This window comes from Nitrospirota bacterium (genome assembly GCA_016214845.1).
GTDB lineage: Bacteria > Nitrospirota > Thermodesulfovibrionia > UBA6902 > UBA6902 > SURF-23.
Genome location: JACRMS010000032.1, coordinates 88,705 through 108,245, shown reverse-complemented (window position 1 = coordinate 108,245; position 19,541 = coordinate 88,705). Strand labels below are relative to the sequence as shown.

At 45.0% G+C, this 19,541-nt stretch carries 18 protein-coding genes; 7 read left to right on the top strand and 11 right to left on the bottom strand.

The window, feature by feature from the left end; genetic code table 11:
• Positions 1–24: 24 nt before the first annotated feature.
• The 8 genes from HZB61_11420 to HZB61_11385 all read right to left on the bottom strand — a co-directional run bounded on the left by HZB61_11420 (position 25) and on the right by HZB61_11385 (position 7,740).
• Positions 25–474 carry a universal stress protein gene (locus HZB61_11420; protein ID MBI5057210.1) on the bottom strand — a complete coding sequence of 150 codons (450 nt, stop codon included), beginning with the start codon at positions 472–474 and terminating at the stop codon, positions 25–27.
• Between the two features lie 169 nt (positions 475–643).
• Positions 644–1,144, bottom strand: coding sequence for a thiol peroxidase (tpx, locus tag HZB61_11415; GenBank protein MBI5057209.1), 501 nt, complete (start codon positions 1,142–1,144; stop codon positions 644–646).
• Positions 1,145–1,429: 285 nt separating this feature from the next.
• A complete protein-coding gene (locus HZB61_11410) occupies positions 1,430–1,912 on the bottom strand; it encodes a Slp family lipoprotein (GenBank protein ID MBI5057208.1) in 483 nt (160 codons plus the stop codon).
• A 79-nt stretch (positions 1,913–1,991) separates the two neighbouring features.
• Positions 1,992–3,317, bottom strand: coding sequence for a glutamine synthetase (locus HZB61_11405; protein MBI5057207.1), 1,326 nt, complete (start codon positions 3,315–3,317; stop codon positions 1,992–1,994).
• Entirely contained in the window at positions 3,317–3,661 is a 345-nt protein-coding gene (locus HZB61_11400) for a P-II family nitrogen regulator (GenBank protein ID MBI5057206.1), read from the bottom strand. Before HZB61_11400 ends, HZB61_11405 begins: the two co-directional genes overlap by 1 nt.
• Before the next feature lie 8 nt (positions 3,662–3,669).
• On the bottom strand, positions 3,670–4,632 hold the full coding sequence (locus HZB61_11395; GenBank protein MBI5057205.1) for a DUF128 domain-containing protein: 963 nt from the start codon (positions 4,630–4,632) through the stop codon (positions 3,670–3,672).
• 142 nt (positions 4,633–4,774) lie between these two features.
• Positions 4,775–6,352, bottom strand: a complete 1,578-nt coding sequence (locus tag HZB61_11390; protein MBI5057204.1) for an FMN-binding glutamate synthase family protein — start codon at positions 6,350–6,352, stop codon at positions 4,775–4,777.
• 131 nt (positions 6,353–6,483) lie between these two features.
• Positions 6,484–7,740, bottom strand: a complete 1,257-nt coding sequence (locus tag HZB61_11385) for a helix-turn-helix domain-containing protein (GenBank protein MBI5057203.1) — start codon at positions 7,738–7,740, stop codon at positions 6,484–6,486.
• Between the two features lie 285 nt (positions 7,741–8,025).
• Here HZB61_11385 and HZB61_11380 point away from each other — a divergent pair, with 285 nt between their 5' ends.
• From HZB61_11380 to HZB61_11370, 3 genes are all read left to right on the top strand, one after another.
• On the top strand, positions 8,026–9,135 hold the full coding sequence (locus tag HZB61_11380) for a glutamate synthase (GenBank protein ID MBI5057202.1): 1,110 nt from the start codon (positions 8,026–8,028) through the stop codon (positions 9,133–9,135).
• Complete coding sequence (locus HZB61_11375; protein ID MBI5057201.1) at positions 9,114–10,775, top strand: 4Fe-4S binding protein; 1,662 nt, start codon at positions 9,114–9,116, stop codon at positions 10,773–10,775. Before HZB61_11380 ends, HZB61_11375 begins: the two co-directional genes overlap by 22 nt.
• A 93-nt stretch (positions 10,776–10,868) precedes the next feature.
• Positions 10,869–13,202, top strand: coding sequence for an FAD-dependent oxidoreductase (locus HZB61_11370; protein ID MBI5057200.1), 2,334 nt, complete (start codon positions 10,869–10,871; stop codon positions 13,200–13,202).
• 493 nt (positions 13,203–13,695) lie between these two features.
• On the opposite strand, the gene HZB61_11365 is transcribed toward HZB61_11370, so the two are convergent.
• Together HZB61_11365 and HZB61_11360 are read right to left on the bottom strand one after the other, a co-directional pair.
• The gene (locus HZB61_11365) at positions 13,696–15,012 is read right to left on the bottom strand and encodes a hypothetical protein (GenBank protein MBI5057199.1); all 1,317 of its coding nucleotides are present in this window, start codon (positions 15,010–15,012) and stop codon (positions 13,696–13,698) included.
• An 82-nt stretch (positions 15,013–15,094) separates the two neighbouring features.
• Positions 15,095–16,024, bottom strand: a complete 930-nt coding sequence (locus tag HZB61_11360; GenBank protein MBI5057198.1) for a hypothetical protein — start codon at positions 16,022–16,024, stop codon at positions 15,095–15,097.
• Between the two features lie 163 nt (positions 16,025–16,187).
• On the opposite strand from HZB61_11360, the gene HZB61_11355 reads away from it, so the two are divergent.
• On the top strand, positions 16,188–17,105 hold the full coding sequence (locus tag HZB61_11355) for a restriction endonuclease (GenBank protein ID MBI5057197.1): 918 nt from the start codon (positions 16,188–16,190) through the stop codon (positions 17,103–17,105).
• Here the strand turns inward: HZB61_11355 and HZB61_11350 are convergent.
• Positions 17,033–18,199 carry a hypothetical protein gene (locus HZB61_11350; GenBank protein ID MBI5057196.1) on the bottom strand — a complete coding sequence of 389 codons (1,167 nt, stop codon included), beginning with the start codon at positions 18,197–18,199 and terminating at the stop codon, positions 17,033–17,035. The genes HZB61_11355 and HZB61_11350 overlap by 73 nt on opposite strands.
• 128 nt (positions 18,200–18,327) lie before the next feature.
• Here HZB61_11350 and HZB61_11345 point away from each other — a divergent pair, with 128 nt between their 5' ends.
• The 3 genes from HZB61_11345 to HZB61_11335 all read left to right on the top strand — a co-directional run bounded on the left by HZB61_11345 (position 18,328) and on the right by HZB61_11335 (position 19,491).
• Positions 18,328–18,444, top strand: coding sequence for a 4Fe-4S binding protein (locus HZB61_11345; protein ID MBI5057195.1), 117 nt, complete (start codon positions 18,328–18,330; stop codon positions 18,442–18,444).
• 200 nt (positions 18,445–18,644) lie between these two features.
• A complete protein-coding gene (locus HZB61_11340; protein MBI5057194.1) occupies positions 18,645–19,079 on the top strand; it encodes a nucleotidyltransferase domain-containing protein in 435 nt (144 codons plus the stop codon).
• Positions 19,072–19,491, top strand: coding sequence for a DUF86 domain-containing protein (locus tag HZB61_11335; protein MBI5057193.1), 420 nt, complete (start codon positions 19,072–19,074; stop codon positions 19,489–19,491). The genes HZB61_11340 and HZB61_11335 overlap by 8 nt, the downstream gene beginning before the upstream one ends.
• Positions 19,492–19,541: the final 50 nt, after the last annotated feature.

Sequence of the window (19,541 nt, the reverse complement as noted above, 5' to 3'; positions counted from 1 at the left end):
ATGAGGCGACCCGCCGGACCGCCTCTACCTTCTTACTACGAGGACAGGGAATCTCGCCTCTTTGTGAATGATCCCGAATGTCACGCTGCCGAGGACCGCTGAGGCGATGGCGCTTCTTCCGTGAGAGCCGATGACGATGAGATCAACGTTTGCCTTTTCCGCTTCATTTATTATTTCCTCAACGGGATGACCGGTGCTTATAATTTTTGTAGCCTTGACACCGTTTTTCTTGCACAGTTTTTTTCCCTCTTCAAGATACGCCTCGGCAGCGATCCTGAGATATTCTCCTATTGGTTCTATGAGGTGAGTAGGCGCGGCCTCCGCTGAGATGGATGTGGCGATATAAGCGCTCTGGTCGATCACGCTGATAAGAATTATGGATGCATTTGTCTGTTTTGCAAGCCCTACTGCAAAGTCAACGGCCTTCTGTGACGTGCCGGAACCATCTGTGGGCACGAGAATCTTTGAGATCATAAACCCTCCTTGTTTTTTTATATTAAAAATCAGCCACTGTCACGAATTGACTCGAATAGAGAAGATATAAACAGTGCCTCTATTACATATTTTGGTTAAGAGAAAATTATTTTATCTGTTTTATTCATTCGTGTTTATTAGTGTGCATTCGTAGCAACTCTTTCATAGACTATCGCAATACTTGCAGCGCCTTTTCGTAGTCAGGTTCTTCAGCAATCTCTTTTACCAGCTCGGTGTATATCACCTTCCCTTTTTCATCAATGATAACTACTGAGCGCGCCAACAGCCCCGCGAGAGGGCCTTCGGCTATCCTGACCCCGTAACGGTTGCCAAAGGACCTGTTGCGCAGTTCAGATACTGGGATGACGTTATTGAGACCTTCCGCGCCGCAGAAACGTGAAAGCGCAAAAGGCAGGTCCAAGGAGACACATAGAACAACCGTATTTTTCAACTTATCAACCTCTGCGTTGAACCTCCGCACAGAGGCCGCGCAGACAGAGGTGTCAACGCTGATGAAAATATTCAGGACCGCCCTCTTCCCGGCCAGGTCCTTTAACGATATGTCGGACAGGTCGGTCTTTGTAAGAACAAAATCCGGCGCCTGTTCTCCCGCCTTAGGCAGCTCTCCAATAGTATTTACCGGTGAACCTTTAAATGTTATTTCCGCCATCATTTCCTCCTTAGTTACAGGACGGGGCCGCCCGCCTGCAGACTGTGCATATTTTAGTGAACTCCATTCCAATGGTTGCAGGCATGAAAGCCTGTGGAAAAATTTCTATACGACACCTTTTAAAAGCAGAGGGCAAAGAGCAGAGTGCTAAGAGAAAAAGTATGAATACATTTTGCCCTGAAGCAAAAATGTAATAAGTTGTTTGTCGATTATAGAAATTATGGAACAGGCTTTCATGCCTGCTGAAAGACCTTAAATAATTATTAATATGTTTTATTACTCGCACTAAAAGCTGTGCCATACGCCTATTCCAAATTGTATAGGGATGCCGGAACCGCCTTTCAATAAATAAAGCCCCCTGCTTCTTAAAAGAAGATATGAGTAGTTAATTTCTCCGAGAGGGCGGACCTTTGTCCCTATGACCTCGCCGGCTACTGTCACTTCCCTGCCGGGAGAGAACACTGCCGTGTCGAGATACCCTTCGTATAGAACAAGGAACCTGCCGCGGGATATGTCCGTGTACTCCGGCCTTTCACGATAGTCGAGCGGCTTTTCGATCACCTCGAGATAGGTCCCGTCCTGCGTGTTTAAAGAACTTACAATAGCGCCTCCAAGAATGAACAGCCTGCCTTTGTATTCATCAGGGTCCTTGAAGAGCGCGGGGATTGATGTTCCCTGCTCCGCTCTGTCCCTCAATTCCTGCGGCACTACATGGGCGCAGCCTGAGACAAAAACAATAATGGCGAACAGAAATATGAGACGTTTCATAATTCAATTATAGTGCGAAATAAGAAAAGCGCAACCACTATAATTAATCCGGGATCACGTCATGCTTACAGGGGATGTGTTAAATATCAATATACTTTTCTATCTCCCACGGGGTCACCTGCATTTTAAAAACGTTCCACTCTTTTGTCTTGATATCAATGTATCTTTTGTACAGATGCTCTCCCAATACACTTTGTATCAGCCTGTTATTTTTCAGCTCAAGTATTGCCTCAAAAAGGGACGATGGGAGAGTGTCTATTTTTTTAGATATCAGCTTGGCTTCATCAAATTCATACAGGTCCTCTTCAACGGGATCAAGCAGCTTCATGTTCTTTTTTACGCCGTCAAGTCCAGCGGTAACCATTACAGCAAAGGCCAGATAAGGGTTGCAAGCTGGATCAGGGCATCTTAGTTCCATGCGTGCAGTGCTTGGTTTGTCATCAAACCAGTGGGGGACCCTCACCAGCGCCGACCTGTTGATCCTGGCCCAGGAGATATACACGGGCGCTTCAAAACCGGTCACCAACCGTTTATATGAATTAACGGTAGGGCATAAGACCGCCATCATGCCTTTTATGTGATGAAGCTGTCCGGCAATGAATTGATACGCTGTCTTTGAGAGGTTATATTTGTCCCCGGGATTAAAGAACGCGTTTTTTTTCTTCTTTGTGTCAAAGAGGCTCTGATGGACATGCATCCCTGAACCCGGCAGGCCCATGATGGGTTTCGGCATAAAGGACGCCCTCAGGCCATGCCTCTGTGCAATAGCTTTTACCGTGACCCTCAATGTCAGTAAGCGGTCGGCCGTTGGGAGCGCTTCTCCGTATTTAAAATCTATCTCATGCTGCCCTGCGCCAACCTCGTGATGTGAAGCTTCGACATCTATCCCGAAATAATCAAGCGCGGTTGTTATCTCCCTCTTTATTGTGTGGGCCTCATCAGTGGCAATGTCAAAATATCCGCCGCTGTCATTAGGCTCTAAATTTGCAAAGTCATTTTTAAAGAGGAAGAATTCAAGCTCCGGACCCGCGTAATAGTCGAACCCCATCGCGCGCGCCTTTTTTAATGCCTTTTTCAAAATGAATCTCGGGTCCCCTTCAAACGGCCTCCCGTCCGGTTTGTATATGTCGCATATAAGCCGCGCGGTATTGCCTTCTGTGGAATTCAGCCACGGGATGAGTGAATATGTGTCCGGGTCCGGTTTTAAATACAGGTCGCTCTCGTGGATCCTGGCGAAACCTTCTATTGAAGAACCGTCAAACCAGGCCCCGTACTTTAAGATGTCCGGAAGGCTTTTCACCGGAGCGGTCACCTGTTTTAATGAACCCAGGATGTCCGTAAACTGAAGGTTTAAAAAAGTCACTTTGTCCGCCTTTGCTTTTTCCAGCACCTCTTTCGCTTTCATCATTGTATAGCTCCTTCTCCTTTCTCTCCTGTTCTTATTCTTATCGCTTCCTCGATATGGCTTACAAAAACTTTGCCGTCACCGGCTGTGTTTGTTTTAGCATTCTTGGTAATTATCTCTATAGCTTTTGCCGCGATGTTGTCCGGCACTATGATCTCTATCTTTACGGTTGGTATAAAATCGAGGCAATGCTGCATCGTGGTAAAAAGCCTGAGGGCGTTCCATCCCCCCGCCTCGTGGAGCTTGACCTCGGTAAAGGTCATGCCCTGAATGCCTATTTTATTCAGGCCGTCTTTGACCTCATTCAGGTTTGACGGCTTTATAACAGCTTCAATTTTTTTCATAGAGCGTTTTAGAAAGGCACCAGTTTTGAATACTCATACAAGGTTGACATGGCGCTGCTTTCAGTGAATATGCCGTTTTCTTCCAGTGCGGCAATGGGATTCAATCCCCCGACGATAACCATCCCTACCTTATCTATTCCAACAGGAATTTCCAGAAGCGCCTTGTTAGGGTCGCCCATATGGATGACACCTTTTATGCCACGTGCCGCCATAATTTCTGTAAGCCTTTTAGCCGCATCGGCACAAACAACCGGGATCTCCCTGAAACTCGCTAATATCCTGCCGGAAGTCCCTTTTACCAGGCCTGAGACATTGGTCATTTTGCTTTTGATGAATATTTCGAGCGGGTCAAGCGATGACCCCTCATAACTTATCAGCGACACGAACCTCGCGGGCTTCCCCGCGATTATTTCAACGACCCCTCCGAATTTTGATGTTACCGGTATCCCGGCCTTTAAAAATATGCCGTTGATGGTAACACTGCATACGGTCCCGATGCCGACCTTGCCCTTGGGAATTACGACATCGCCGATCCTGCCCCCTCCGCGCGCAAAAATGATCCTGTCGCTCATCACATACGGGGATGAAAAGACCGGCTTTAGCGTCCTCATTACATTTGTCAGTTCATCTTCAGGGAAAAAAGAGATGTTGAGGATAATATCTCCCTTTAATGTATCAAGGTTGATCGACGTAAGATAGGAAAGAGACTCGATCTTGCTTATGACGAATCCGAGCTTGTCCGACACGTGAGCATGCCGGATCTCATTTTTGCCTTCCTTTGTGATCCTCCTGCCTTCCTTGCCGAATACTTCCGTATATCCGCGCTCATCAAGGATCTTCAGATGGTAACGGACCGTCCTTTCGGTAAGGTCCACCCCGTGCATCTTCAACTGATTGGATATTTCTTTTGCTCCTGTTATGTCTGCCTGTTTGTCTAAAATTTTGAGGATGGAGTACATTGTCTTGGTCATTGTCATTCCTCTGCCGAATTATGGTTTAAGGGCAAAAACATGGCCCTCATTATTCCTCACAAACTCAGATCAGGCGAGCGGAGAAACCGCGCACGCGGTTTCTCCATCGGCCCGTCATTGCAGTTGTTATGCGAATAAACTTCTAACAGAATAGAATCCTCTGTGCCTCTTCCATATCGGATTCCATCACATAAGTTATCCCTGTCACATCCGCGGCTTCCTTTGTCAGGGCGACGAGGTCGCTTCTGTCAAGGTATTGAAGCGCGAACTTCCTTGAGCCTGCCATGAACTGCTGGAGCCCTGCCTTGAGTCTGTCCGCAAAGGTATACATCGCCACAGCGCCGAGAGGCAGCTTGCTGAAGTCTTTACCAAACTTCACCTTTAATGTTTCGATCGTGATGAATATCCTCTCCGCCACGTCTCCGTATTTTTTTATGTCCGGCGGCAGCTTGTCCTCCTTGATCCAGTTCTGGATATTTTTCCCTATGAATGCCGGCACCATCAGCGCCCTGCCCATGCATACTGCCTTGAAATGCGGGGCCCCTAAGGCAAGCGCCTTATACACATGGTCTTCAAGAGAGAATCCTCCTGCTATCGCGAGGTCAGGAACATATTTGCCCTTTGCCTTTAACTGCGATGCAAATTTATAAGCTAAGGACTGCAGGTAGATCGTCGGGATCCCCCATTCATTCATCATCCTCCAGGGACTCATTCCGGTGCCGCCGCCAGCGCCGTCAATGGTCAACAGATCGATCTCCGCGTCAGAGGCGTACCTTATGGCCCTTGCAAGGTCCGATATCCTGTATGCTCCGGTCTTCAGTGAGACGAATTTAGCCCCTGCTTTTCTATAGTGATTGGCCGCCTTGATGAATTCCTCATGGTCGACCATGCCAAGTCTTGAATGCCTCTCAAATTCCCTGATCTCCTCTTCTTCAAATGCCTTTTTCACAGCAGGGTCTTGAGGATCAGGCATTACGATATAGCCTTTGCTTTTCAGTTCCAGCGCCCGTTCGAGGGTCTTTAGTTTTACCTCTCCGCCTATATTCTTTGCCCCCTGCCCCCATTTCAGTTCGATGCAATTAACGCCGAGTTTTTCAATTGCGTATTCAGCGGAGCCGAGTCTTGTGTCCTCTACGTTTTGCTGAAGGATTATGTCACCTGCACCGTCATGCCAATCCTTGAAAGAATTGACCCTTCTTTCCAATTCAGGCGAGCGGACCACCCTGCCTTTTTTATATTCCGACTTTGGGTCCATGCCCACAACATTTTCGCCGATAACAACAATGATCCCTGAGATCGCCGCACCGATGGCAAGCCCTTCCCAGTTGTCTTTGGCTATGTCCGTTGATCCCAGCGCGCCGGTAAAAACCGGGAGGCTGAGCTTTACTTTATATTTGTTGCCGACTGTTGTTTCCGTGGACACTGCCGGAAATATGGCCTTGTCGGAATCGGCCTTTATACCGACGGCCCCGACACAGGTTCCCTGGATGTTGAGATGAGAATAATCAACAGGATATTTTTTTGTTGCGCCTGCCGTTATCTTTCCGAAAGGCTTTGGATAAATTACCTCTCTTCCCCTATAGGAAGATTTTGCGATCTCACAGGGGCCCGGACATCCGTCAAGGCATGTTGAGCATATTCCGGAAGGCGCAGGGTCCGGAACCCTGTTGCGTGTTAAAGTTGCGGTGCTCGCGTTTGGCCGACCATAACCGTTATTCATAAAACACCTCCATTAAAGTAATACTGAATTCCCGGATAAGAAAATTAAGTATTTATTACCCGAGAGGGCAAAAAAATACCAAAGGTATTTTTTTGCTAAAAAATAACGCTGATAAAATCATTTTTCAGCTTTCAGCATACTACCAACAGCTCTGCTTCATCACCTCCTTCGTTTTTCCATTGCGATGGAAAATCTTCTTTTAGATAGATACTGTCTCCTTCCTTCACTTTCTCTTCTTTGCTTTCGACAGTCACCGACAGTTTGCCCTTCAGCACATATATGAATTCTTCGGTCCGTTGATATAGAAAGTGTTTGCCCAAAGATGTGTTTGGCGGGAAGACAACCAATTTAACGAATTTATTATCATCGCTTGTAACAGGATAAATCAGAACACCTTCTTCGTTGACAGCGGCGCCCGCCAATACTTTTTCTTTTCTCAGCAGCCATGAAGCTTTGTTAAGACCTTTTTCCTCCAGGAACTGTCCCGGATTCACGCCGAGGGCGTTGCATATGAGGACAAAAGAACTCAATGAAGGACTTATCTGATTGCTCTCAACCTGTGAAATAAAACTGGGTGTCAGGTCCACTTTGTCCGCAAGCTCCTTCTGGTTCATGCCGAGCCTTATTCTCGCCTCTTTGATACGGTTGCCTATCTCGGTTGACACCACTTTCTTCGGGAAGCTGATGGTGATCGCAGAATCCTTAATTTCATAGGCATGAGGCTTGAAAGGCTCCCTGTCCTGCCTGCCTTCGAGTTTATGCGCCTTGATGTACAGTTCTTCCCTTCTCTTGTACAGCTCAAAGACAACCTGGGTTATATGCCTGAGATTCGCCTTGAACTTCTGGCTGTGAGCATCTTTTTCAAGTATCCAGTAAGCTACGGTCTCAAGGTCATATAATCTCGGGCACATATAAGTGAAAAACTTGTACGTATCGTCTTCAGTCCCCCAGAGGTCCTGCATGCCCGTAAGACTGTTAAAAACATATCTTGCGCCCGGCGGCAGGCTTTCCTCTATTTGATTGAGCTTCTGGGTAAACTGTTCAATGCTTTTGGGGTTTTCGATCCTGACGATATTCAGGTCAGGTTTGTTTTTGTAAAACTTGAGAAACGTATCATCATTTTTACCTTTGCCTGAGGTAAAACAATCAAACAGTATCAAATGTTCCGGGACAATAAAATCTTTCAGCTTGCTCAGGATACTCTGGGGCGAACTGTTGAAACTCACATAAACTATTGTTTGGGATTCCTGGAAGGATTGCTTAATGAAATTCTGCATAAAGACATCATAGGAAGTTCCGGCATCAACTTCCCAGACTATATTGTCCCCAATATACAGAGAGTCTATGAGGGTATCAAGATTTTTAACGCCGGACGATATTTTTTGCATGGCAAACGGTCACCTTTTGCAGTACTAACTTTATATGAGGCGGATTTCCGTTGTCAAGATTTTATTATTCAACAGTGCCTTAGATAAAATCCCCTGCTGAAAATCATAAGAACCAGCATTTCATATACCTTGCTCCCGGTTTATTTGACAAACGTTAAAATTAATTGTTATTATTTCAGCACGGCAAACGGTTGCCGTCTAAAGCGTTAGATGCCATGGTAATTTGTCCGGCGTCAACGTTTTTTTTTGCCAAAAAGGGTTTATAATTAAATCTGGAGACACAATATGTGCAGGCTTGCCGCGATAACATCAAGTGAATACTTCTCGCCGATGGAGAACATCCTCGCCCTTGAAACTATGAAAGAAGGACATGACGGCTCCGGCATGGGGCTTATCCTGAAAAGCCTCGGCGGTGAATTTGAAGAATTAAAGGACTACCCCATCCTTTCAGGCATCTGTTCCAAGAACGGCATGCACACCCTCGATGATTACATGAACAAGCTCGGTTTCAAATTGAAATATGCGTGGACCCCCAAGATAAAGCCGGTTAAAGGGGTTGAAGGCCGCGACCATTACTTCGCGCGTGTCTACGATTATCCCGATTCTTATAAAGACAGGTCATTCGATGACAAGGGGGGGCTGCTCCTGAAGACAAGGCTCGCCCTCAGAAAACTGGGGGAGAGTGATGAATCAATTATAGTTTTCTCATTCTATCCCGATATACTGACGCTGAAAGAGGTCGGCGACCCGCTTGAGCTCAGTGAGTTTTTCGGTCTTGATAAATCCCCGCTCAAGGCAAAGATCATATTCGCCCAGGGAAGACAGAATACCAATTACGCGATCAACATGTACGCGTGTCATCCTTTTTTCATTCAGGGTTACGGCTCGATGACAAACGGCGAGAATACCGCTTTCGTGCCGATCAGGGAATTTTTAATAAGCAGAAACTTTCCCGGCTATATCGGTTACAACAGCGACAGCGAGGTGTTTTGTCATATCCTTCACTACACCTGCAAGCAGCTTGGTTATCCGCTTACATATTATAAAGACGTGATCACTCCGCTGAAACAGTCGGAGATCGATAAAAGGTCTGACAGCGAGGTTGCGAGAATGCTGAAGATATCGCTGAGGCCGCTCTGCATAGACGGCCCGAACTGTGTCATTGCCTTTACTCCGGACGGGACTTGCATTATGGTTCAGGACGCAAAGAAACTCAGGCCGGGTGTTGTCGGCGGTGTGAAAGGCAAATACGGATTTATGTCCGAGGAGTGCGGGCTTGACAGTGTAATTTCTCAAAGAGATAAATCACAGGATGTATTCCCCATGAAATACGACATGGTCATCGTCAAGCCGGGCGCGCAGGAGGTAATGGTATGGAACCAGCTTCACGCTTAGACCATAATCATGAGCTTTCCGTAAAAGATTTACCATACATAGTAAGATGGCGTGACGACAGGTGCAAACGCTGCGGCAGGTGCACGGCTGTTTGCCCGATGCTTTCAATAGAACCGGTTGTCGTTGTAAAACGGGTTTTACAGTCAGAGGGAATGGTACCTGAACCCAAAGCATCGCGGCTGGTCACCACTATGGTCAAACAGACAACAAACATCGAGCGCTATTGCATTGGCTGCGGTACCTGCACTCTTGTTTGCCCAAACGAGGCAATTGAGCCGGAGTTTAACCCGCAGCATAAATTCAACTTCCATAAAAACAAGGGCGGGCAGCCTTACAGAAGGGGCGGCAGGAGAAACGATCCGATGCCTTCAACCCTGGACAGGCTCAAATTCACCAGGATCTCCATGCTCACCGACCCCGCGCTTGACGCAGGCAGGCATGAATTCAGGATAAGGACTTATTTGGGCAGGATCCTTCCCGCGGAAGAGCTGCCGCTGAAAATGATTGACGGCAAGCTTGCCGCTGACAAGACTACCGGTAAATTCATACCGCCAGTCCGGGAAATATATCCTGTGATGATAGGCAGCATGTCCATAGGCGCGCTTTCCCCCACCATGTGGGAAGGGCTTGCGATGGGCATTACGTATCTCAATGAAGTTGAAGGAATGCCGGTCGTCATGTGCTCGGGTGAAGGCGGAATGCCGCAGAGGCTTCTCAAGTCGAGGTTCATCAAATATTTTATTCCTCAGATCGCCTCAGGCTATTTCGGCTGGGACGAAATTGTCAGGACACTCCCTCATATGATTGAAGACCCCTGCGCGATCGAGATTAAATACGGACAGGGAGCAAAGCCCGGAGATGGCGGACTCCTGATGGCGCACAAGGTTTTGAAATTAATTTCTGAGATACGTGGAGTGCCTATGGGCGTAGACCTTCCGTCGCCTCCGACGCACCAGACGAAATATTCCATTGAAGAGTCTGTCGCAAAGATGATCCAGTCAATGTCCATGGCATGGGGCTTCAGGGTCCCTGTTTATCCGAAGATATCTGGAACGAGAACTGCAAAGGCGGTCCTGAATAATCTGGTTAGAAACCAGTATGCCGCTGCACTTTCCATTGACGGTGAGGACGGCGGGACAGGAGCTGCATACACGGTATCAATGGATACGATGGGGCATCCTATTGCATCAAATATAAGGGAGTGCTACCTTGACCTGGTGAAACTTGGCAAACAGAATGAACTGCCCCTCATTGCAGCAGGGGGTGTCGGAAAGAAAGGCAACCTTGCTGCGAACGCGGCAGCGCTTTTTATGCTCGGCGCATCCGCTGTTTCGATCGGAAAATATATCATGCAGGCCGCAGCAGCCTGTCACGGAGATGAAATGAACCGCTGCAATGTTTGCAACCTGGGAAAATGTCCGAGAGGCATCACGACTCAGGACCCGAAGCTTTATAGAAGGCTCGACCCCGACAAGGTTGCAGAGAGAGTGGTTGAGGTATATAAATCACTGGATATAGAGTTGAAGAAGATATTCGCCCCGATGGGCAGAAGCACGGAACTGCCGATCGGCATGTCGGACGGTATCAGCACGGACGACCATGCGATCGCAGAGAGATTGCAGATAAATTATGTATGTTGAAGATAGAGCACAGATGTCAGAATACAGAACTCAGACTACTAATAATAGTGTCTCAGTCTGTGCTCTGTGCTCTGTGCTCTGTGCTCTGAATTTATGAAAAAGATAACTTTAAAAGGGAACATAAACGGCAAGCGCACCCCGTCAAGGATCTTTGAAGAAGAGATACAGGACGCAGTCAGACAGGGCGCGAGAGAGATCCGGATCATCGCAGACGGGCAGCACGGCATCGGCGGAAGGGTCTGGCCAAAAGGCGAGGCTGTAAAGCTTACAGTGGAAGGTCCTGTCGGGCAGAGGCTCGGCAGTATGGGCTTTTTCGGGACCGAGATAGTTCTAAAGGGAAGCGCCTCTGACGATGTGGGCTGGATAAACTGCGGCGCGAAGATTACTGTTCTCGGTGATGTCACTAACGGCGCCCACAATGCCGCCGCACAGGGGATACTCTATGTGCAGGGAAGCGGAGGCGCGCGCTGCGATACGATGACAAAGCACAACCCGAAATTCGACCCTCCGCAGTCATGGTATTTCAGGGACGTGGGAGATACATTCGCTGAATTCAAGGCAGGCGGCATTGCAGTTGTCTGCGGGGTTGATCCGAGGAATCCGGAGAATGTCTTGGGCTACCGCCCGTGTGTCGGAATGGTTGGCGGCATGGTTTATTTCCGCGGGCCGATCCAGGGCTACAGCGAAGGCGACGTCAGGCTCCTTGATCTTACGGACCAAGACTGGCAATGGCTCACAGAGAACATGAAGCCGTATCTTGAAGCAATTGAGCGCACGGAATATCTCGATACGCTTACCCGCTCAAAAGACGACTGGAAAAAACTCGTGCCCTTCGCCGCGCAGGAACGCGCGAAGAAGAAAGTCTTCAAGATGTCCATCACCGAGTTCCGTAACAATATTTGGGAAACGGGCGTCGGCAAGGGCGGGATCTTCGCGGAGTACCTGAACCATCCTTTCACAGTTCTTCCTTACATAACAACCGGCGAAGACAGGAGATACAAGCCTGTCTGGAACAATTATAAATACGCTCCGCCCTGCGAATACGCGTGCCCAAGCGGGATACCTACGCAAAAACGCGCGCAGCTTATCCGGGCCGGAAAACTCCATGAGGCATTGGAGCTTGTTCTTCAATACAGCCCTCTTCCCGCTTCAGTATGCGGCGAGATATGTCCCAACCTCTGTATGCAGACATGCACAAGGGCGCAGGTTGATACGCCCTTCAATATCAAGGAACTGGGCAGGGCAAGCGTTGACCTGAAGCTTCCGAAGCGCGAGAAAAAGACGAATAAAAAAGTTGCGATCATCGGCGGCGGCCCCGGCGGGTTGTCCGCAGCCTGGCAGCTTGCGCTGAAAGGGCATGACGTTGACCTTTACGAGGCAGCGGAAAAGCTTGGCGGTAAACTCGAACTCTGCATCCCAAGAGAAAGGCTTCCTCAGGAGGTCCTTATAAATGAACTTTCGCGTTTTGAAAAGATCGGAGTGAAGGTCCATTTGAAGGCGGCGGTGAATAAAAAGAAGTTTGAAGATATATACAAAAAGCATGACGCGGTAGTAGTGGCGTGCGGGGCGCACAAACCGAGGATGATGAATGTCACCGGGGCGGAGGACACGGTTTCCGCATATGACTTTTTGAAGGGAATAAATATCGGCGATGCCCCGAAATTGAAAGACAAGAGGGTTGTCGTCATCGGCGCTGGAAATGTAGGAATGGACGTTGCGGCCCAGGCCTTCCACTGCGGCGCAAAAGAGGTGACAGCAGTTGATATCCAGAAACCCGCTGCATTCGGCAAGGAGCTTGAGATCGCCCAGTCATTGGGCACGAAGATCCTCTGGCCGAAGTTCACCGAAAAATTTGTAAAGAAAGACAAGAAGATCTACTTCACCGACGGCTCATCGCTTGATGCAGATGTTGTCGTGATATCAATTGGCGATACGCCAATGACTGAGTTCCTGACGCCAAGCATTCACACAAACAAAAACGGCTGGATAGAAGCTGACGAAGTCGGGCATACCTCCGACCCCAAGGTTTATGCGATCGGCGATGCAACCAAGCTCGGACTCGTAACGCACGCCATCGGTCACGGGAGAAAAGCTGCGGATGCTGTGCACGCACTGCTTGCGGGAAGGTCTTATTATATGCCTGCAAAAAAACCGCTGGTCCCCTATGAAAAGATAAAAACCTCCTATTACGACATCTGCAAAGGCGAACCCTTCAAGCCGGAGACCGAGGCCAACCGCTGCATGTCCTGCGCCGTATGCAGGGACTGCCACATGTGCGAGGCGACATGTTATTACGGAGCGATCAGCAGGAAGGACAATCCCGACGGTTCATACGAATACGTGGTTGACGAAAACCTCTGCATCGGATGCAGCTTCTGCGCCGGCATCTGCCCCTGCGGCGTGTGGGAGATGACGGAGAATATTTAAGGGGTTGGAAGTTTGATATTCTCAGAAGAAGTGTTCGGTTTTTGTTTAAATCAAAATGTATTCCAGGAATGCTGTAAATACTACAGTCTTTTTATAGAGACTTTTAAGCATATACAGAACATCAATATATTCATAAGCAAAGACCCGGAAATTCCTGATTACCGCCATATTTCTTTTATAATTACAATTAATGACAGCGTCGAAAATGTTCTTCACTCCGAAGACATGTTTATAAAGAAACTCAGGAAGCTGGTTAAAAAAGAAAAGCGGCAGTATTTTGTCTACAACTACAATTTGATCTAATTTACTTCTCTCATGTTAAATGCACACTTTTTGCTTTTGGATCAGATGCTTAAACTTATTTAAAGATTCCCTTGCCAGAATAATGCCGAGAGTTGAAGGGTCACTAATCTTAATAGATTGTTTCTTGAAAGATTCCGGATAATACTTTTTCTCGTACTCTTTCATTGAATGATACTCTTTCACCTTTATTTTAGACTTTTTCATTATCGTGCTCCTCTCTATTTTTCCGAAAATAATTAGCAAAAAACCCAGGGTTTAATTCCGGCTTGAAATAATGTTTTCTTTTGATCCAGATGAATCCATCACCTTTCGAGATTACGGCAACGTCAACGGGGCCACCAACGGTTTCAGCATCTAAAGATATTTTTCTTTTAAAGGAAGTTAGATTGACAAGCGATTCCGCCATTGCAGCAAGTTCATCTTTCGGAAGAAATGATACCGCACTGGTGATGGGATTAATGTGAGAAACCTGCCTATACTCCTGCAATTTTTTATTAAAATCTGCAAGTATTGAAAGACCGATTTCTTTCAGCTTTTTTGAAAACTCTTGCTTTCTGGCAGCATTAATATTTTCAATGCTATCCACAATATAATCAGGATACTTCTCGAAATATTCCGAAAGATAGTCAGATATGATTTTATTGTATCCGGGATCAACGCCTTCGATAAACGTGGCAACCATTTCGCTTTGTGCAAAAGGAATAATCCATGCTAAGGAGTCAACGTTAATAGCCGCGTCTTTTTCTTTCTTAAATTTAAGCGTATTATTAATTTTGGCTTCCATAGCAAATGAAACAAGCGCCGGGAATGTTTCTTCTTCGCCAAATCCGGCTATAACCAAACCGGAAGAATTTCTCGCAAACCTATCTTTTGAAAAGATACCTGCACAAATAATCTGCAAATCTTCAACAGTTTTCTCCGAAATCGGCAATTGCTGAAAAATTTCATCCTTAGCCTTTATAATTAGATCGCCATAGTTATCAATCAGGGTTTTATCAAAATCGCTACTGATATGGGTTAACTTTTCAACTTTATTCCATACCTCGTAATGCTTTCTGATAGTCTGTTCAACTATTTCCTTTACTGATGTTTCCGTAATTTTCTTATCACAAGATATTTTTTCTTTTACCTGCTCATCTATTTCACCCCGTAAGTCTGTAAAATACCCAGCAATGGCCCTGAAGAAATACTTTTTCTGTTCGGCTTCTGGGAACAAAGTAATATTTTCAGATAGGAAAGAAATGAAACTATCGGCATATTCTTTTAAAGTAGCAAACTTCTGCTTACCTAATCTTGCTCTGTATATCTTAATAATCGATTCCCATGGGATATCCATAAAATTAGCACTGCCATAGATCATTATTCCAACCGGATGAAATTTTGACAGGGTAAACAGCTTGTTGACCGTATTGAAAATCTTATGCCCTTTGTTCTGTTCAATCGTAACTGCGCTATCAGCCGCAAGAGCCACTGCCGTTTTATTCATTATTGCAATTTCAGCCGTCATAATTCTCCTGAATGATCTTACATGTGGGTCTGCCTATACGTAATATATTAGCAACATAACACAATATCTTCAATGGTTATTTTTACTTTTCCCCCTCCACAATCGTAATCTCCTCCGGTGTTAGACCGTAGAGCTTATAAACAATCTGATCTATCAATTCATCGGCTGTCTTGATTCTATTTTTCACCGGCTCAAGAACCGACATGCTTTTCATGAAATGATTCTCAAGGAGTTCCTGTTTCTTTCTGTCGGAAGAGTTTATAGAAAGTTTGTTTTTATTTCTTTTGAGGACTTCAAGAAAGTGATCAAAGCTATGCTCATGATATTCTTTGATTGCAGTTTTATTTGTTAAGCCGTCAATGTCTGTTCCGATCTCACGCTCAAGCCATATGAGGAAGCCTTTGATCTCCTCGTTCTTGGTTTTATTTAATTCAATCATCTGCTCGGCAAGGTAGGCGAGAAAGTCATGACTGGTGTCGTTTCTGTCCATCGCTAATTCATAATCAGCCCATTTTGAAATGTCTTCATATTTTGAACGTCTATACAGTGTGACAGCTTCCATGTAGAATTCTTTTCTTTCTTTTTCTGGAGTTGTGAATAAAATTGGAGGCATTGGCATGGAGTCAATCTCATAAGAGTTTACATGATTATTTGTGCTTGTAAGACGGAATCTCCATTCCCATAATGATGAATTTAACATGGCGAGAATAGAAAAGAGAGCGTACTCTTTAGGATTGATGATATAATTAATTGTATCCGAGCAAAAACTGTCTTTCGCAATAATGGTTGCAATGATTCTGCGCCAGTTATCTATTGCAGCTCCTCTCTGATAGCCGATTCTGATGTATTTGTAATCATATGCCTTTGTATTTTTACCATGTGCATCAAGATATTTTTGGACATCAAGATACATAGGTGTTCCTTGTTTAGGTTCTTCCTGAAATTCATACCTATTTACATGTGCGCCTCTAAAAATGATCGGGCCTTTTTCTTCGTCTGTCAAAAATTCCATAACAATTATTTCATTAGAAACTGTGTTTAATTTTAGTGCTATGTTAATTCTTTTTTCAAATGTGCGTTGAGAAGGAAAACAACTATTTCAGGAAAGCAACTTTTTCTTGTAACTTTGTGTAATTTTTTTGTAAACTGGTAACAGAAAGATAAAAAGAGACATCATAATGAAACTGCAAATACTGTCCAACTTAAATTATCCTATCGGCAACATCATCAATCAAGAATTGGCAAATTCAACTCAGGCAAGAATAGCTGTTGCATTTATGAAATATTCTGGATTGAAGGTGATTGAGCAGTCATTGAATAGTTGTTTATCAAAGAAAAGCAATGTCGAAATCATTGCGGGGTTAGATTTTAAAACGACCGACCCTCAAGCAATAAACTTTTTACTTAATATTAAGAAGTCATTTCCAAATTTGACTTTCTTTTGCTTCGGCGATAAAAAAGACAACAAAACTGATATCGTTTTTCATCCGAAAATTTACCTCTTTAATAACAAAAAAGAGACGACATCGATTATTGGCAGCACAAACCTAACAGGCGGCGGTTTGCTTTCAAATTTTGAAGTAAATACAGTTATCAAAGAAGACAAACCGCTTTATTTTTCTCAGCTTGAAGCAATCTATAATTCTGTAAAATTTACTCCGTCTATTTTTGAGCCTGATGAAGAATATTTAAGCGGCTACTCCGATATCTATTCTGCATTTTCAAAGAGTGAAGAGAAAGCGAGAAATGATAAAGGGTTAAAGAAAGTAATAGCAGACATTGAACGGAGGGAAAAAGAATTACCTGGAACAGTACCTACATTTAAATCTTTGATTATTGAAGCGATAAAACATTTAACACAAAATGCCGAATATGCTAAATTACAAGAAATCGGGAATTATGTTTTAACAAGAATTCAGGATGAGAAACTTGATTTCAATTTGACAAACTTCAGGGCAAATATACGAGGTGCAATTTATGATGACTTAGTTGGTTTCGACAATGCGTACAACAAAGGGCTTTATGAAACGAAAGGGAAATATACTGGCTTATTTAAATTTACTGAATATGGCAAACAATATCGTGGAAGATAGTTGTATCGGGGGATATTCATATCCTTATTGAGCTTTTCATTGCTGCCGTTTATCAGATGAAAAAGAGCCAAAAGCTCATCATACAAGACTGTCTTGGCGCTGATAAACTCGCCTTTCTCCTGTCTTGCCCTGTCTTTTATTCGCTGAAACCCGTAATGCTTGTAATATTTTGTCAGTGGATTAGTAGGCAGCAAGTCCCTTGCCTCTGCATTGAGCACAAAGAGTATCCTGTATAAAAGAATAAGACTGTGATGGTAAATCGAGTCGAGGTCTTTTTCCGAAAGATGGTTTTCTTCTCTGGAAAGGTACCCGTGGCCAAGCCATTCAACACATTTAAATACTTTTACTCTAAGGTCTTTTTCAATGTCTTCCTGAAATCTCAGGGATTCATCAAAAATATTATCAAGGAGACATCTGCCGGAGCTGTCTTTTATAAAAGCTAAGGGTCTGAAGAGAGCATAGAAATACTTAAACCTCTGAATATCTTCAAGACAATCTTCAATATCTATCTCGAAGAACTTGCTTGAGCGTCCCTCTTTGAAATAAAGCCGCCACTCTTTGCCATTGGTAAGAATTCCCCATTTAATGTGCTCTGACTCGTTCAGATAATCTCTTATCTGTTGATGCGGATACCTGCCCCCTGGAGCTTTGCCTTTACCGGAAGAAGGTTTGTCCAGGTTATGGTCCCATCGCTTTGCCTCGGTAATTGAAAGCGCCAACTTATATTTCATATGCGAAGATAACTCAAAGGCTTTGTCAGCGTCCTTACGGGAGGAATAGAGGAAATAATCGGGAACCTGTCTGCGCTCCGCTTCTGGAATTTGGTTCTGATTAAGAAAACCATAACCCAATTCATTAATAACTTTATCGATAAATCTCCTCTCGGTATTGGCTTCATTGCCTTTTCTCAATCCGACAATATTCGCCTTGTATAAATCCTGAATTGCCTTAAATATTGGAGATACTTCTTCATCTGAGGGCCATAATTTTGTTCCTGTCTGCGGCAGGCGTTCAAGAAGATAATGGCTTGAGAAAATGCCCGTAGTTATCCAAATATTTTTTGATGGCTTATATTGGTCGCTTTTACGAGGCATTTATAAGAACCATTTTATACTAATCGGCTGGGATTTTTCAGGTAAAAACGTGCTGTATGTACGAAGCAATCCATTACAGGGGAATTGTATATAAAAACCGGATTCCCGCTTACAACATGCGTGAATGAATCCTTTACAAAGACGGTTCATACGAATACGTGGTTGACGAAAACCTCTGCATCGGATGCAGCTTCTGCGCCGGCATCTGCCCCTGCGGCGTGTGGGAGATGACGGAGAATATTTAAGGCTTTCCTTTTTGTCATTCCTGTGAAAACCGAAATCCGGAAATGATCTTGCTGGTTCAATTTTGTTGATTGGACCGCCTATTCCCATCCATTTTCACTCATAAATATCTTCCAGCGCCAGCAATCGAGCGCAGCTTCTGCGCCGTATCTGTCCCCGCGGAGTGTGTTGGAGATAGCTGTGCATATGCTATAATCTGAAAATGAAAAAGCCCGATATGGATAGCGACATAAAAAGAATCGTGAACTATTTTAAACGCAGGGAAGAGGTATCAGCATTATATCTTTTCGGAAGCCTTGCCAGGAGCAGAGGAACAAAGGAAAGCGATATTGATATAGCTGTTCTCGTCAATGAAAAGAAATTGAAAAGAAGGAACTTTGAGCGTTTGAAAAATGAATACTATCTCGCTTCGCCGTCTTTTACTTTGCGCCTGGTGGACATTATAATTCTAAATACCGCTTCGCCTTATCTGAAACATCGCGTTCTTAAAACCGGGAGGATACTCTTTGACCAAGACAGGGAACTGAGGGTGAACTTTACTGCAAAGGCGATTATTGAGTATCTTGATTTCAAGCCGATAGAGGACATCTTTAACAAAGCTGTCGCTAACCGTTTCAGGAGGGCAGCAGTTGGTTGATAAATCCCTTATCAGCAGGAAACTCGAAAGGATGGAAACCTACCTTAACCAGGTCCGTCAGAAAAAGGACCCCGGGATCAAGTCGTTTGCAAATGACAGGGACCTCCAGAGCATTGTTCTTTTTAATCTTATTCAGGCGATACAGACATGTATTGATATCGGCGCTCACATCATAAGTGATTCGGAATGGGAGACTCCTGCAACACAGGCGGAGGTCTTTGAAATGCTTTCAAAGAACAAGATCATTTCAAAGCCTCTCGCAAAAAAAATGGTCCAGATGTCGGGATTCAGAAACAGAATCGTGCATGAATACGAAAAGACTGACATGAAAATCGTCTACACTGTCTGGAAAAAGCATCTGAGAGATATCGACAATTTTTGCAAGGCTGTCGTTCTGAGATATAACCTGTAACTTTATTGTGTTTCCCCGCTTTAATCTCCCGCGTATAACATCCGATATAT